The organism is Salipiger sp. PrR003 (assembly GCF_010500785.1).
In the GTDB taxonomy this organism is placed as follows: Bacteria; Pseudomonadota; Alphaproteobacteria; order Rhodobacterales; family Rhodobacteraceae; genus Salipiger; species Salipiger pacificus_A.
Genome location: NZ_JAAGOV010000033.1, coordinates 69,951 through 84,111, shown reverse-complemented (window position 1 = coordinate 84,111; position 14,161 = coordinate 69,951). Strand labels below are relative to the sequence as shown.

12 protein-coding genes are annotated in these 14,161 nt (G+C 64.8%); 8 read left to right on the top strand and 4 right to left on the bottom strand.

The window, feature by feature from the left end; translation table 11 throughout:
• Positions 1-20: 20 nt before the first annotated feature.
• Positions 21-1,055 carry a sugar ABC transporter substrate-binding protein gene (locus tag G0D83_RS09525; protein ID WP_164192579.1) on the bottom strand — a complete coding sequence of 345 codons (1,035 nt, stop codon included), beginning with the start codon at positions 1,053-1,055 and terminating at the stop codon, positions 21-23.
• 235 nt (positions 1,056-1,290) lie between these two features.
• Here G0D83_RS09525 and G0D83_RS09520 point away from each other — a divergent pair, with 235 nt between their 5' ends.
• Complete coding sequence (locus tag G0D83_RS09520; RefSeq protein ID WP_164192576.1) at positions 1,291-2,310, top strand: LacI family DNA-binding transcriptional regulator; 1,020 nt, start codon at positions 1,291-1,293, stop codon at positions 2,308-2,310.
• Positions 2,311-2,394: 84 nt separating this feature from the next.
• On the opposite strand, the gene G0D83_RS09515 is transcribed toward G0D83_RS09520, so the two are convergent.
• From G0D83_RS09515 to G0D83_RS09505, 3 genes are all read right to left on the bottom strand, one after another.
• Positions 2,395-2,697: an ATP-binding protein gene (locus G0D83_RS09515; protein WP_164192573.1), complete on the bottom strand. Its 303-nt coding sequence runs from the start codon at positions 2,695-2,697 to the stop codon at positions 2,395-2,397.
• A 63-nt stretch (positions 2,698-2,760) separates the two neighbouring features.
• A complete protein-coding gene (locus tag G0D83_RS09510) occupies positions 2,761-3,462 on the bottom strand; it encodes an RES family NAD+ phosphorylase (RefSeq protein ID WP_164192570.1) in 702 nt (233 codons plus the stop codon).
• Positions 3,459-3,848 (bottom strand): MbcA/ParS/Xre antitoxin family protein, encoded by a 390-nt coding sequence (locus G0D83_RS09505; RefSeq protein ID WP_164192566.1) that lies wholly within the window; start codon positions 3,846-3,848, stop codon positions 3,459-3,461. The genes G0D83_RS09510 and G0D83_RS09505 overlap by 4 nt, the downstream gene beginning before the upstream one ends.
• A gap of 362 nt (positions 3,849-4,210) precedes the next feature.
• Here G0D83_RS09505 and G0D83_RS09500 point away from each other — a divergent pair, with 362 nt between their 5' ends.
• The 7 genes from G0D83_RS09500 to G0D83_RS32490 all read left to right on the top strand — a co-directional run bounded on the left by G0D83_RS09500 (position 4,211) and on the right by G0D83_RS32490 (position 14,133).
• Positions 4,211-5,332: an MFS transporter gene (locus tag G0D83_RS09500; RefSeq protein ID WP_370457214.1), complete on the top strand. Its 1,122-nt coding sequence runs from the start codon at positions 4,211-4,213 to the stop codon at positions 5,330-5,332.
• 706 nt (positions 5,333-6,038) lie between these two features.
• Complete coding sequence (locus tag G0D83_RS09495) at positions 6,039-6,689, top strand: hypothetical protein (RefSeq protein ID WP_164192562.1); 651 nt, start codon at positions 6,039-6,041, stop codon at positions 6,687-6,689.
• On the top strand, positions 6,686-9,055 hold the full coding sequence (gene bcsA / locus G0D83_RS09490) for a UDP-forming cellulose synthase catalytic subunit (RefSeq protein ID WP_164192559.1): 2,370 nt from the start codon (positions 6,686-6,688) through the stop codon (positions 9,053-9,055). Before G0D83_RS09495 ends, bcsA begins: the two co-directional genes overlap by 4 nt.
• Before the next feature lie 4 nt (positions 9,056-9,059).
• Entirely contained in the window at positions 9,060-11,297 is a 2,238-nt protein-coding gene (locus G0D83_RS09485; protein ID WP_164192556.1) for a cellulose biosynthesis cyclic di-GMP-binding regulatory protein BcsB, read from the top strand.
• Positions 11,294-12,367: a glycosyl hydrolase family 8 gene (locus tag G0D83_RS09480; protein ID WP_164192553.1), complete on the top strand. Its 1,074-nt coding sequence runs from the start codon at positions 11,294-11,296 to the stop codon at positions 12,365-12,367. The genes G0D83_RS09485 and G0D83_RS09480 overlap by 4 nt, the downstream gene beginning before the upstream one ends.
• Positions 12,364-13,794 (top strand): hypothetical protein, encoded by a 1,431-nt coding sequence (locus tag G0D83_RS09475; RefSeq protein WP_164192550.1) that lies wholly within the window; start codon positions 12,364-12,366, stop codon positions 13,792-13,794. The genes G0D83_RS09480 and G0D83_RS09475 overlap by 4 nt, the downstream gene beginning before the upstream one ends.
• Positions 13,795-14,007: 213 nt before the next feature.
• Positions 14,008-14,133 (top strand): hypothetical protein, encoded by a 126-nt coding sequence (locus G0D83_RS32490; protein ID WP_255455614.1) that lies wholly within the window; start codon positions 14,008-14,010, stop codon positions 14,131-14,133.
• Positions 14,134-14,161 lie beyond the last annotated feature (28 nt).

Below are 14,161 nucleotides of genomic sequence, written 5' to 3'. Positions count from 1 at the left end.
GGCGATCTCCTGACCGGAGATTACTCGATGCCCAGCTCGGCGCAGGGGTCGGCGTATTCGCCGGTGCAGACCTCGGAAGCGGTCTGGATTCCCTTGTCGAAAATCTCGGACTTGATGTTCTCCTGCGTTACGACCGCCGGGACGAACAGCTGCGAGGGCGTGTCGTAGAGCGTTGTGGTGGCCTCCGGCTCTTCGCCGTTGACAAGCTTCATCGCCACTTCTGCCGCTGCCTCAGCGACGATCTCCGAGGGCTTGGAGATCGTGTTGTACTGGTCGCCCGCGATGATGAGCTGCAGCGCTGCGATGGTGGCGTCATTGCCGGTCACAGGCGGCAGCGGATCGACGCCGGCCGCTTTCATCGCCGCGATCGCGCCGCCAGCAGTGCCATCGTTGGCGGCCACGATGCCCTTGATTTCAGGGCCGAAGCGGGTGATCTGGCCGGCCGCCCACTCCTGCGCCTTCGGCGGGGCCCAGTCCGGGGTGTCGAATTCGGAAAGCGTCTTGTAGGCGGAATTGTCGAGCGCGGAGTCGATGCCATCGCGGATCAGCCCGGCAGCGGCGTCGGTGGGCGAGCCGTTGATCTGCAGCACGCCTTCGCCCTCGGCGACGCCCGACGCCTTGAGGTGGTCGACCAGGGATTGCGCAATGGCCCGACCGATGCCCTCGTTGTCGAAGGACACGTAGAAATCCGCCGGCACATCGGGGATCGGCCGGTCATAGGCCACGACCTTGACGTCTTGGGAGTGCGCGATCTGCACCAGTGCCGCTGCGGCGGAACTGTCGACCGGATCGAGCACGACGACTTTCGCGCCCTGGGCGATCACCGAGTTGAACTGCTGCTGCTGCAGGGCCACGTCGGCGTTGGCATTCTGGTAGATCACCGTGCAGTCGGGGCAGAGCTTGTCCATGGCGGCCTTGAAGCCGGGATAGTCGTGCTGTTCGTAACGGGTGGATGCCTGATCGGGCATCAGAAAGGCGACGGTCGCCTCTGCATGCGCCATGGTCGCGGATGCGATCGCCAGCGCGGATGCGGCGAGAAAACGGGTCTGGGTCATGTTACTCCTCCTGTCATGTCAGACCGGCCCTGCGGGCAGCGCACAAGAAGGGAGTCCTCCGGACAAGCGGCCCGGCAGCACCCAGAACAAGTTCCTCCTCCCAGCGCGCCATCTTTGGACGCTCTATCGGACGAGCATGATATTATTGCGATGCTCAACCGATAGAGCATAATTGCTCTCGACCTTCGATCCTGTCAAGATCGCTGAATGAACACTCTTTGCGAGAGGCACTCTCATGACGGCCGGTGACGGAATTTCCTCAAAGCGGACAACGATCTACGATTTGGCCAGGATCGTCGGCACCTCTCCTACCGCCGTCTCCTCCGTGCTCAACGGATCATGGAAGAAGCGCAGAATCAGCCAGAAGCTCGCCGATCGCGTGCTGAGCGCTGCCGAGGAAAATGGCTACGCGCTCAACATCCAGGCCAGTGTCTTGCGCCGCGAGAAATCCAACATCGTCGGCATGATCATCCCGAAATACGACAACCGCTTCTTCGGCGCGATCGCGGAGCGCTTCGAGGAGGCCGCACGCGCCGAAGGTCTCTTTCCCGTCATCACCTGCACGCAGCGCGACCCCGATCTTGAGGTCGAGGCGGCGCGCGGTCTGCTATCCTACCAGGTCGATTGCCTGGTGGCCTGTGGCGCAACAAATCCTGACCATATCGCCGAGCTTTGCGCTGCCAATGGGGTCGCGACGATCAACCTCGATCTGCCGGGCGGCCGCGCGCCGTCGATCATTTCCGACAGCTACTCTGGTGCCCTGGATCTCACGAACGTCATCCTCGACGCTTGCGAGCGAGACCTGGGGTCCAGGGCGCCGCTGGTCTTCATCGGTGGCCGCCTCGATGATCACAACACCAAGGAACGGCGGCGCGGCTTCCTCGACGCCCACGCAGCGCGCGGGATCGAGGTACCCGAAGGCAACGTCCTGATGCCGGGCTACGCCCCCGAGAAGGCGCGCGCGGTCTTGGAAAGGATGCCAGCGCGCGCCCGGGGTATCTTCGTGAATTCGACCATCACCCTCGAAGGCGTGGTGCAATGGATGCAGTCGCTGCCGCCGGCCGAGGCCGCCGGAATGCGCTACGGCAGCTTCGACTACGATCCTTTCGGCGCTTTGCTGCCGCAGAATGTCGGCATGGTCGAGCAGGATGTTCCGAGCCTCATCGCGGCATTGGTGGCGCGGATGGGTGACCTCGCCAATGCGCCGATCGACGTGACAAAAGTGCCCTGCATTCTCCGTCTGCCGCACACTTAATCGCAGCAACGTCCAAGGCGGGTTTGAAGCGGCGCAAAGCCTCCTCGAAAGATACCCGTTGGCACACTACCGTAAGCGGATCGATCAAGACGGCTGAACAACATGGCAAACCAAGGCTGACCGCGTCTGGCCTTGGCTGCGTTCATGGGCGTCGGCGCGGACGATGGACAGTCCCGGACCAACGCTGCCCTGCGCAGCACCGCGTGCCGCATCGATGCGGTAGAAAGGTCGGAATACCTCATCGAGCAGATGGTCCGGGATGCCGGGGCCGGGGGCGCGGATGATGACGTGGACCATGTCTCGCGTCTTGCGGAAATCGACCTCCGCGCTGCCCCCGTATTTCACGGCATTCTCCAGCAGATTGCGCGGCGCATAAGGAAAATCCACTTTCTCACACCCGAATTTGGAACTCTGGATCGGGCAAGTAACGGGATCAGCCCCGATGGGGGGTCAGGTCACCGCGACGACCGAATAGTCGGGCGAGCCCTCCCAGACGAGGTCCCAGGACGCCCCCGGGCGGACGTTCTGTATGGCGCGGGGCTCGAAGCACACGAGGCAATTGCCCCCCGGCACGGGCGCGCGAACCGAGGGGTAGATCAGCCCCCGCGAGCCTTCGCGCCGCAGGTGCTGGGCGAGGCTCTGGCCCTCGGGGTATCCGATCTCCGGTTCGGGGCGCAGCGCAGGATGGCCCGGATCGTCGGTGATGTCATCGAAGGTGCCGATGAAATCCGCCAGCATCTCGACGTAGCGGGCGCTGTCCTCGAAACAGCCGATGTAGCCGAGTTCCCGTGTCCGGTGCCACGCGACCTCGCTGACCGAGACCATGACGTCCCAAGCGCAGTACCAGGCCCCGCGCTCCTCGGAGTTGAAGCGATTGCCACCCGCCCGCGTATAGGTGAAGGCCGCGTTGACATGGGTCTCTCCATAGATGCGCAGGTCGTGGCTGCGGCGGCGCCAGGCAAGCTCGCGCGGGTCGATATGCGGGTTCCTGCCCCGCTCGGCCTGAAGGCGGCCGCTGGTCAGCCCCTCAATCTCGGCGAGGATCTCGAGTTCGTCGTCGCTGTCCACGAGGCCGCGCAGCGCGGGCGGCTTGTGGTAGGTGGCGGGCAGGAGGCGCACGAGGCCGCGATCCGAGATCTCGGTCTGTTTCACGCGCCACCCCGCAGCGCGTCGAGGTAGGTGCGGATCGCGAGGATCTGCGGCAAGCCGCCCTCGACTGCGGCATCGATCGGCCGGCTGCCGCCGAAGAGCGGGCCGGCGTTCGGCCGGGTGAACCAGCTCCGCGCGAGCGGATCCGAGAAATAGAGTTCGAGGGACTTGTAGATGCCGATCACCGCGCTGAGCCGCAGCAGCTGGTCCTTGGTCAGCTCGCCTGCGAAATCGGGTTTCCGGGCGCGCTTCCAGGTGCTTTCCGACATGTCCGCAAGGCCCGCCGCCTCCTTCACGCTCAGCGCCCAGGCATCGGCGATGCGCGCGTAGGCCTTGAGGGCGACGGCGTTGATCTGTGCAGGTTCCCGGGTCTTGGCGATGACGTGCATCTCGATCTCCTTTGGTTCGAATATAGTCCATATGAACCTATAGTAAAGATCATATGAACTGACAGCATGGTTTCAACAGATGTCAGCGCGCGTGTCCTCCTGGACTGGGAATAGCTTCGACGGCTCGGAGCGTTCTAGGATCACGCGGACGCGAGTCTTCACCTTGGGAGTGGGCACCGAGCTGGCAAACCGTGAATTCGCGTACGGCGAGCCTTCACCTGTTGCCATCCTCACCGAGGCGTAGTTCATGGGGCCTACTAGGACCCACAGGAAGGGCGGATGCCTTGACCACCACCACGCCCGCCCGCACTTACCTTGTCGTCCTGACCGCGCTCGGCGCGACGCATCTTCTGAACGACCTGATGCAGTCGCTGATCCCGGCGGCCTATCCGATCCTGAAAGAGGCTTACGGCCTCGACTTCGTGCAGATCGGGCTGATCACGATGACCTTCCAGATCGCCGGATCATTGCTTCAGCCGGTCATGGGGATGGTGACGGACCGGTATCCCGCGCCCTATTCGCCGGTCGTCGGCATGGCCTTCACCCTGTCGGGGCTGATCTGCCTCGCTTTCGCGGGAAGCTATGGCGGCATCCTTGTAGCGGTCGCGCTGATCGGCATCGGCTCCTCGATCTTTCACCCGGAGGCGACCCGGACGGCACGCTATGCCGCGGGCGACCGGCAGGGGCTGGCGCAGGGGATCTTTCAGGTTGGAGGTCAGGCGGGCGGCGCGCTCGGGCCGGTCCTTGCCGCGCTGATCATCGTGCCTTGGGGGCAGCCGAGCCTCGCTTGGTTTGCGGTGCTCGCGCTGCTCGCGATGCTGATCCTGACCTGGATCGGCAGCCAGCAGCACCGGATCCGGGCAGAGTTCACCCACCGTTCTGCCCGCAGGCTGGCCGAAGCCCCCGCATCGAAGCGGAGTGCCGCGACGGTCGCTTTGGGATTGATCGTCCTCACCTTCCTGATGTTCACCAAGAACACTTATGGCGAGAGCTTCCGGTCCTTCTACACCTTCTACCTCATCGAGAAGTTCGGCCTGTCGATTCCCGCCTCGCAGATGATGCTGTTCCTCTTCCTCATGGCCGCCGCCGTGGGCGTGCTGATCGGCGGCATCGTCGGCGATGCAATCGGACGGCGACAGATCATCTGGATCTCGGTGCTGGGGCCGCTGCCTCTGACCCTGATCCTGCCTTACGCCGACCTGTTTTGGACCGGAGTGCTGACGATCGCGATCAACCTGATCATGGCCAGCGCCTTTGCCTCGATCCTGATCTACGCGATGGACCTGCTGCCGAACCGCATCGGGCTGATCGGAGGACTCTTCTACGGCCTGAACTTCGGCCTCGGAGGGATCGCGGCAGCGCTGCTCGGCATCCTGGCGGACAGCTACGGGGTCGAGGCGGTCTATAGGCTTTGTGCCTTCCTGCCGCTGGCGGGACTTGCCGTTTGGTTCCTACCGCCGATTGAGGAACGGCGCGTTCGGTAGGATGGAGCGAATGGCTGTCGAGGGTCCGGCGCGCCTGTACGGGCATTTCCGGGATTTCGTTCCAAACGAGCCATCCAGCCAATGTTGCCCAGATCAGAGCCGTATAGTCGAGAGGCGCAACGACAACCGCGGGCGTCATTCGGAAGGCCTGGGTGATCAGCGTTATCCCAGCCGTCCCAAAAAATGCGATAACAACGAACTTCCACAGGTCACTCAGCGGTAGGCTGCAGAACGCCTGCCGAAGTCTTCGAGTCTCAGCTCGTGGATATCCGGAACCGATTGACGCAAAACAGGAAATCAGACTTTGCGCTTCGGCGTGAGTTCACAGCGAACCTCAGCCTCAGTGTGCGGGCCAGCGCGTTCGGTGACGCCAAGAGGGCCAACGCGCTCCTCGACCGGCTGACGCTTCGCAGCCATATGCTCGAAACACGAAACGGCTGTCTCCATTTCGGGGGCAACGCGGCCGCAGCAGCGCGAAAACGAGGGGGGACGCATATCCTGACCCAAACATGCGCCGCGCGGCACAATGTAAGGTCGTCCCTCCCCGGCGGCCCCCCCGGTGCCGTGATGGGTCAAAATCAACACTCAAGACCTCGGCAAGTCTTCGCCTATGACTTTTTGGCTCCACTTCGGTCAGGTATGGCCTCAGTTTGAGGCAAGGTGCGGTGTTACAGTGACCCAGCATTGGAGCAGGAAGGAGGCACGTTTGCCCATTCGGCTTGCGCGCGTTTTGGTGCCGGGCCTACTGGCGATCATGCTTGCCGCCTGCGGGAGCTTCCCTCTGACCTACACGGAGTTCCAGGCGCGACTTGACGGGGCGCCTTACGTACAGCAGCCGCTGTCGAGCGCATGGATCCGGGTCCCCGAGGCCCAACTCGTTCTGGAACGCAGATTTCGTTTCGTGACCGAGCAGCGCATCCTGCTGCCCAACCGCACGGCCCTGCGGGGCGAGAATTTCATCCTTCTTCACTCGGAAGCGTCGCCGCTTTCCGTCGGAGGAAGGTTCCGTCCGACCGAATTGCTGGCCTCTGCCGAAGGCACGCCCTACCCGTTCGAACGGTTCGAGGACCTCGCGTTCAGAACCACCACCGATGCTCTTGGCATCCTGAGTTGGGCGAGTTGGAGCAACCATGCGGGGCTCAACTGCGTCCTCGCCTTCCGCCGCCTTGATGCGACCGCGCGCACCCTGTTGTCGGGCACCGCGGCAATGGACATGATGCTGCGCAATTGCATCCACGGCAGCGAAGAGGCGGCACTGGCACCGATCGGGCCGGAGGCCGTCGGCTTTGCCGCGATCACCACCGAGCCCGCCGCCGCGCCTCAAATGCTCTCACCTCTGGCGGGTCCCCTCCCATGAAATCGTCATCAAGCGCACAATCCGCCACCTCGCTCTTGCTGTTCGGGGTCTGGACGGTCCTCGCCGTCCCTCTCCTCTTCCTCGCGTCGGTGCCGATCTCCGTCAGCACGCAGGGCCTTTTGGCATTGGTGGCCTGTGTGCTCATCTATGGTCTCAAGCCGTTCGTGGGAACGCGGATTTCGGTCCGCTTCGTCGTGATGTCGATCGCCGGGGTCTTTGTGCTGCGCTACTGGCTGTGGCGTGCCTTCGAGACGCTGCCATCGCTGGATGACCCGGTCTCGCTGATCGCCGCGCTGGTGCTCTTCGGGGCCGAAACCTTCACCGTCGGCCTGTTCTTTCTCACCGCGCTGATCACTGCCGACCCGGTCACCCATCCGCGGCCGGAGCCGATCAGGCTGAGCGATGTTCCGACCGTCGACATCCTCGTGCCGAGCTACGACGAGAGCCCCGAGCTTCTGGCGGTCACGCTGGCGGCGGCCAAGCGGGTGAACTACCCCGAAGACCGAAAGACCGTCGTGCTCTGCGACGATGGCGGCACCGACCAGCGCTGCACCCATTCCGACCCTGCCATTTCCGAGCGGGCGCTGGCGCGCCGGGCGAGGCTTCAGGCGCTCTGCGATGAGCTTGGCGTGGTCTACACCACGCGCGCCCGGAACGAGCACGCAAAGGCCGGCAATCTCAACGCGGCCTTGCAGAAGGTCAGCGGGGAGCTGGTTCTCATCCTCGATGCCGACCACGTGCCCACGCCGGACTTCCTGGCCCGGACCGTGGGATATTTCGCCGAACGGCCACGGCTTTTCCTTGTGCAGACCCCCCACTTCTTCACCAACCGCGACCCGATCGAGCGCAACCTCGCGCTGCCCGAGAACTGCCCGTCCGAAAACGAGATGTTCTATTCCGAGATCCACCGCGGGCTCGACCGGCTGGGCGGGGCGTTCTTCTGCGGATCGGCGGCGCTGCTGCGCCGCAAGGCGCTCGACGAGGTCGGCGGCATCTCGGGCGAGACCATCACCGAAGACGCGGAAACCGCGCTCGACATCCATGCGCGCGGCTGGGAGAGCCTGTACCTCGACCACGCCATGATCGCCGGGCTGCAGCCCGAGACCTTTGCCTCTTTCATTCAGCAGCGCGGCCGTTGGGCGACTGGCATGCTTCAGATGCTGATCCTCAAGAACCCCATTTTCCGCAGCGGCCTCACCATGGCGCAGCGGCTTTGCTATCTCAACTCGATGAGCTTCTGGCTGTTTCCGCTGATCCGCACGATCTTCCTGCTCAGCCCCCTGCTCTATCTCTTCTTTGGTCTCGAGATCTTCGTCGTCGATCCCGAGGAGGTCTTCGTTTACATCCTGCCCTACCTGCTGATCGGCTTCATGGTGCAGAACGCGCTTTTCTCCGAGGTACGCTGGCCGCAGATCTCGGAAGTCTACGAGATCGCGCAGACCCCCTATATCCTCAAGGCGCTGGTCGAAACCGTGCTGCGCCCGCGTGGCGCCTCGTTCAAGGTGACCGCAAAGGACGGCAGTCTCGAACACGCCTTCCTGTCGCCCATCTACCGGCCGCTCACGCTGCTCGTCGCACTGCTGCTCGCGGGCCTCGCCGCCGGGGCCTACCGCTGGTACGCCTTCCCCGGGGACCGGTCGGTCGTGCAGATCGTCGGCGCTTGGGCGCTCTACAATTTCGTGCTGGCGGCCTATGCCCTGCGCGCCGTCTTCGAGCGCCCCCGCCGCCTGATCCGCCCGCGCACCGCGGTGTCGACCCCCGGGCAGATCACCCTGCTCGCGCCGACCTCCGAGGCCGACCGCGAGGCGCAGGACGTCACGATCCTGTCCGCCAGCCCCGAGAGGTTCCAGTTGCAGCTCAAGGACGGCACGCAAGAAGCCTGGACCGCCGAACATCCCGGAGCGACAGTCGCGCTTGTCCCCACCCTGCCCAAGGCACCCGACCTCGAAACCGCTCTGCCGATGACCATCTCCGAGGTGCGCTCGGGAGTGGAGGGCACCGTGATCGAGCTCAGCGTCGCGCCCGAGCACATGGTTCAGGCCGCGCAGCTGACCGCGCATGTCGTTTACGGTGATAGCCGCAGGTGGCAGTTCTTCCGCAAGTTCCATTCGCAGAGCAGCACGCTGGTTGCGGGGCTGCTCTACGTTCTGGCCAAGAGCGCGATCTCGATTCCGCAGTCCATCTTCGACTTTGCCCGCGAGCTGACCCTGCGCAGCGGCCGGCCAGAGGCGGATGACACCCTGTTCGAGGATGCCTTCACCGGCGCCACGAAGGGGACCCAGCCAAATCCTGTCCTGGTTGCCGAGACAAATGTCCCCCAGGCCAGTATCCCGCAGGCCGACGGCTACCTCAGGATCGAGGATTGAGCCCATGCACACGATCAAACCCCTGATCCTGGCGCTCCTCCCCGCGCTCGCGCTGCAGACCTCGTGGAGCGCCGCACAACAAATCGAAATCGAGGATTTTCCGCCGGCCTCGGAACCGCGCGTCGCGCCTGCCGAGCCCAAGCCCGAAACGCGGGTCCTGCCCTCGGAGCGGCAATGGTCCGTGCCCGACGTACAGCCCTCGTCAGAGGGGGCGCAGGAGAGCGACGTGCTCTTGCCGCTGCGCCCGCGCAGCCCGCAGGGGGGAGAGACCGCCGGCCACCGCCTGCAGGGCGAATATCCCGAAGAAGATTTCTGGCTCTTTCTGCCCCGCGCGATCGACGGGGCCTCTCTCGCGATTACCACGCTGAGCTCGATCAACCTTCTTCCGGATCGCTCGCATGCCACGGTCCTCGTCAACGGCACCAAGATCGGCAGCGTCGTGCTCGAGAATTTCTCCGCAGCCGGCACCATGTTGCTTCCGGTGCCGGATGGGCTGTTGACCGCGGGCCGCAACCTGGTGGAGGTCCGCCTCGAGCAGGTTCACCGCGTGTTCTGCGGCCCGGACGCTTCATTTGGGCTCTGGACCGACATCATCGCGTATCAGAGCGGGATCACGGTGCCGCGCACGGAGCTTGGTCTCGACCCGCTGAGCTTCATCGCCGCCACTTCCGCACAACTCGCGCAGGGAAAGACCTTCTCGCTCGCGAGTGACAGCTACGCACAGGTGTTGAACGCTTCACCCCACGTCGCGCGCATCGAAAGCCTGTACGAAGGCCTGCCGCCCGAGATCACGGTCGACGATTACTACAGGGTCACGGAGCAAAGCCCTCAACTCGCCCGTGTCACCGCGCTTCCCGAGCAATACTCCGTTCCCGACCTGCCGCGGTTTCAGCGCGGCGGAGACGGCGCCATCGTCCTGCTCACCAACAATGGGCAGGCGCAAGCATCCGAGGCGCTGCTGGCACGCGCGCTCGGCCCGATGCCAGCGGGCACATCGGTGCCGGAGGTCGTCCCCGGAAAAAGACAGCCGCTGTCCGAACTCGGGGTGAGCACGCTCGAGGGTCGCGGGCACTACATCCGCCAGGCGGTCCCGTTCCGCCTGCCGTGGGACTGGCTGGTTCTGGCGTCGCAGCGCGCGCAACTGCGCCTTGACTACGCGTTCGTCAGGGATTTGCCGAAAGGCGCGCTGCTGCTGGTGAAGATCAACGACGAGACCATCCGACTGCTGCCACTGGACGATGTGAATCAGGCCGGGCGCCGCCTCGATCCGCTGCTTATCCCCTTCGCGGCAAACCAGCTGCAGCCGGGCGTGAACGAGGTGTCCTTCGAGGCGCTCGTCCCGGGTGAGCCGGCGGATGCCGCCTGCGCGCCGCAGCCCGCCCCTGTCTTCCAGATCTTCGACACGACCAGCCTGACGGTCCCGGAGAGCCCGCGCATGGTGCTGCCGCGCATCGACCGGAGCCTGGCCTCGCTCGATGTCTCCCGCATCTCGATGAGCGAAGCGGCGCAGCGGACGCTGCCGCTCGGGATGCTCGCCCAGATTTCGTCGATCTACGTCTCGGATGAGACGGCCGCCGCTGTCGAGCAGGGTCAACCTCCACGCACCGGTTCGATCAAGATCGGCATCCCTGCCGATCTTTCGATGATCCCCGGCGACATCGTCAGCAAGAACGTGGCCGAGCTCGAAGAGGTCCTGCTCTCGCCGCCCACCACCACGGGACAGGTCGTCGATCCCTGGGCGAAGGTTGACTCGCGCGGCTGGTGGACGCTCTTTCTCGACCGGCACAAGGCCACCGACAGCCTGCGGGAATTGCGGGGCAAGATCATATCGCTCTGGCGCGGCCCGGAGTCCGATCTCGACAGCTGGCTGCTCGGCCGCTCCGCCGAGGCCATGCTCGTTCAGCCCAGCATGGAGACACCCGAGGATCTCTGGTTGATTGTCCGTCCCAACACCGATTACGAGCGCCTCGTTGCCTCGCTGGTCGACATGCACCAAAAGTCCGAAGGCCCCAAGGGACAGGTCTCGCTGTTCGGATTCGACGGCACCTGGCAGGTCTGGAGATCGGCCAGCCGCCCGCTCAGCCTGCAGGAACCTCTCACCATCTCGAACGCACGCGCAGTTGTCGGCAACTATGTAACACTTTCGCCGGGAAGGTACATTGCCCCCCTTTTCCTGCTCGCCATAGGATGCGCACTGTCTGCGATGGGGCTCCTGGTCGCGAGCCGACGGAGAAAGAAATGAACCGGCGCAGTTTGCTTTCGGGAATGGCGGCTCTGGCTGGCCTGATTGGCACCGGCGCGGCAACCTCGGCCCAGACGCTCGGGCTGGAAGCCAACCTGCAGGACGTCTGGCTCGCCTGGCGCACTGCAAATCTCGATGCAACCGGACGGGTCATCGACCAATTCCAGCGCAATTCCAGCCATTCCGAAGGACAGGGCTACGGCCTGCTGCTTGCCGCGACATTGGGCGACCAGCGCGCCTTCGAACGCATGGAGACCTGGACGCGTCTGAACCTTGCCATCCGTTCCGACAACCTGATGGCCTGGCGCTGGTTCCCGGACGAGCCGGTCAAGGTGCCGGATCTCAACAACGCCAGCGATGGGGATCTCTTCCGGGCCTGGGCTCTGCTGCGCGCGGCGCGGCGCTTCAACATCCCCGACTACCGCCAAAGCGCCAAGCTCATCGTCTCGGACATCGTCGCCTCCTGCATCGCGCGGCACCCCGGCGGTGACGACCATGATCCGCTGCTCATCCCCGGCGCCGAAGGCTTCAGGACCGACGCGGGGTTCATCTACAATCCCTGCTACGCGATGCCGCTCGCGATGACCGAACTGGCCACCGAGTTCGATGCCCCGATCCTCGCGCAGGCCGCCCGCGGGTCCGTCGAATTGGCAAGGACGCTCGCACAGGACGGTGTCGTTCCAGACTGGGTAGAGGTGACCCCAAGCGGGGTCCGCGCCGCCGAGGGCTATTCGTTCGATGCCGGCTACGAAGCCATGCGTCTGCCGCTCTACCTGATCTGGTCCGGGCTGAAAGACCACCCGGCGGTGCTGCGCTACGCCGAGGCACAGGAGCGGCTCGCCGCGGGCGTTGTCGCCACGGTCATCGACCGAGAGACCGGCCGCGCGCTTTCCACCAGCAACGACCCCGGCTACAGGGCGATCTCCGCGCTCGCCGCTTGCACGGTGCGCCAGAGCGTGGGCTCGCAGATCCCGCCCTTCTCGAGCAGTTCGCCCTACTATCCGGGCACGCTGCAGCTCTTTACGATGATCGCCCAGATCGAAGCTTCGCCGATGTGTATCCCGATATGACCCTGCTTAGACACATGGGACTCCCGCTCGCGGTTGCGTGTTGCCTGGTCGGCGGAGCCGCCCTGGCGCAAACGCCGAGCGACGCGGACCTCCAGGCGCTGCGTTTCTACATGTCCGAGAGCAACCAGCAGGCGGTCAATTCAGAGATCCGGCGGCTGCAGTTGCAATACCCCGATTGGGTCGTGCCGGACGATCTTGGCCAGATCGAACGCAGCGTGCCCGGCGAGATGATCGACCGCATCTATCGCCAGGTCGACGCCGGGCAGTTCGAAGGCGCCCGCGGCACGATCGCCGAGATCAGCCGCGAATATCCCAATTGGGCGCCCTCCGCGGACCTGCTAGAGACCCTCGCGCTTTCCGAGGCACAGGCCAGCTTTGACGAAGCCGTGTCGGGGAACAATGCCGACGTCGCGATCCGCGTTGCCCGCGCCAATCCCGCCCTCTTGCGCTGCGAGCGGGTCAACAACGCCTGGCTGCTGGCCGAGCAATACCAGTCGATTGGCGACGTGACCGCCGCGCTCGGGGTGTACACCGGGATCGCGCGCAGTTGCACCGATCCCGACGCCCTGGTGGCCACACTCGAGAAATCGGCGGATGTCGCCACACTCGACCAGCTTGCACGACTTGCCGATCTTGCGCGCAGCCAGTCCCCGGCCACGGCGGACCGGCTGACCTCGGTCGAAGACCGGCTTCGTGCCGGAATGCTGGCGCAGGGACAGATCGCGCCCGCGACGTCTCCCCTTGATCCCCTGAGCACCGTGGAAATCGGCCCTGCGACAGGCTCCTCACCTGCAGTCAGCCTGCGCCCCGTCGGCCGGCCTCAGCGTGCGGCCAGCCTGCAAAGACCGGCAAGCAGCGCCCAGACCACCACGGCTCCCGCGTCGCTCTCGGGCGCTCGAAGCGCCGCGCAACGCGGCGACTGGGCAAGCTGCCTCGCCGAGTCCGCCAGCGCGCGTGACGCGGAGACCGTCGCGCAGCGCGGATGGTGCGCCCTCAATGCGGACCGTCCCATGCAGGCGCTCGCGGATTTCAAGGCTGCCGCCAGCAGCGCGCGGAGCCCCCAGACCCGTCGCGATGCCAGCTATGGTCAGGCGCTCGTCATGCTGCGGCTCAACATGGTGGATGAGGCCGCGGCCGTCGCCGCCGGCACGCATTTCACCGCCGAGCAACGGCTCGAGATCGAAAGCCAGATCCTCGATAAGCGCGGGGTCGCCGCCTACAACCGCCGGGACTTTAGGCGTGCCATCGCCTATTTTGACGAGCTCGAACGCGTCACGGGCGTGGTGCGCCGCGATCTCGCGCTCCTGCGGGGCTATGCCTACCTGAACTCCGGGCAGAAAGCGCAGGCCCGGATCGAATTCCAAAGGCTCCACGACCAGATGGCCACGCCCGCCTCGCGCCGTGCGCTCTCCGACGCGCTGCGCTGATCCACAGGCCGAGACTTACCCTCAGCTTGGCGGACCTATCCGATCGGATAGGCCGGGACACGCCGTTCGGACTACCCCTGCCCCCCAACGCGCCAAGACCTAACCTGCCGTGGGACTGCCGTTCCTCCGCAACCGCGGCTATCTAGTTAACCCAAGATTAAAGACTGCAAATTTGCAGCGTGAGTTGAGAATTGGTTGAGAGGGACGCGTGACATGAGCAAATTCGAAATCGAGCACGAGTCCCAGAAGAAAACCCGCCGCTGGCTCCGCGCCCAGGCATTCGAGCTGATCATCGGCGCCGTGATCCTGCTGTGTGTCGTCAACTACGTCGCCGCCTAGGTCTCGATCCCTCGCAGGAGCGGCGCCC

What these genes read in the sequence shown, in the direction of transcription:
- G0D83_RS09480 (WP_164192553.1), top strand. Translation starts at nt 11,294, where the DNA reads ATGAACCGGCGCAGTTTGCTTTCGGGAATGGCGGCTCTGGCTGGCCTG.
- G0D83_RS09500 (WP_370457214.1), top strand. Translation starts at nt 4,211, where the DNA reads ATGCAGTCGCTGATCCCGGCGGCCTATCCGATCCTGAAAGAGGCTTAC.
- G0D83_RS09525 (WP_164192579.1), bottom strand. Translation starts at nt 1,055, where the DNA reads ATGACCCAGACCCGTTTTCTCGCCGCATCCGCGCTGGCGATCGCATCC.
- G0D83_RS09485 (WP_164192556.1), top strand. Translation starts at nt 9,060, where the DNA reads ATGCACACGATCAAACCCCTGATCCTGGCGCTCCTCCCCGCGCTCGCG.
- G0D83_RS32490 (WP_255455614.1), top strand. Translation starts at nt 14,008, where the DNA reads ATGAGCAAATTCGAAATCGAGCACGAGTCCCAGAAGAAAACCCGCCGC.
- bcsA (WP_164192559.1), top strand. Translation starts at nt 6,686, where the DNA reads ATGAAATCGTCATCAAGCGCACAATCCGCCACCTCGCTCTTGCTGTTC.
- G0D83_RS09505 (WP_164192566.1), bottom strand. Translation starts at nt 3,848, where the DNA reads ATGCACGTCATCGCCAAGACCCGGGAACCTGCACAGATCAACGCCGTC.
- G0D83_RS09520 (WP_164192576.1), top strand. Translation starts at nt 1,291, where the DNA reads ATGACGGCCGGTGACGGAATTTCCTCAAAGCGGACAACGATCTACGAT.
- G0D83_RS09475 (WP_164192550.1), top strand. Translation starts at nt 12,364, where the DNA reads ATGACCCTGCTTAGACACATGGGACTCCCGCTCGCGGTTGCGTGTTGC.